We start from the raw sequence: 296 nt of genomic DNA, 5'->3' as shown, positions 1-296 counted from the left end.
CTGACATGATAAAGCTACTATTTCCATATGTCACAGATTGCGGAATTGGGTAAATTTTGTACTGATCTGCTTCTTTTGCGAAAGCTCCTGCTGACTTTGCTGCAAAAACTCCACTTCCCATTGAAAGGATCAATGTGAAGATCAGCAGACTGCTCAGCAGTTTCCTGTACTTTCTCACCTTTTTCATCTTTTTTCCCCTTTACTAAAAATATTTGTAGCTCATTATATTATAGCAAATAAAAGGCTTGTTTCACTTGTTAAATCTGTATCAGACAAATGGTATTTTTATATGATTC

General features: G+C 35.1%; 1 protein-coding gene. It reads right to left on the bottom strand.

Annotated elements, in window-relative coordinates:
* Window positions 1–187 (bottom strand): hypothetical protein (locus PZH32_RS13150; RefSeq protein ID WP_275208698.1); only part of this gene is annotated, 187 nt, incomplete at its 3' end.
* Window positions 188–296: the final 109 nt, after the last annotated feature.

Origin of the sequence: Adlercreutzia equolifaciens, assembly GCF_029076695.1 — a bacterium.
Taxonomy (GTDB): Bacteria; Actinomycetota; Coriobacteriia; order Coriobacteriales; family Eggerthellaceae; genus Adlercreutzia; species Adlercreutzia equolifaciens_A.
The sequence above is the reverse complement of the archived record's forward strand: the minus strand, read 5'-3'. Positions and strand labels throughout refer to the sequence as shown.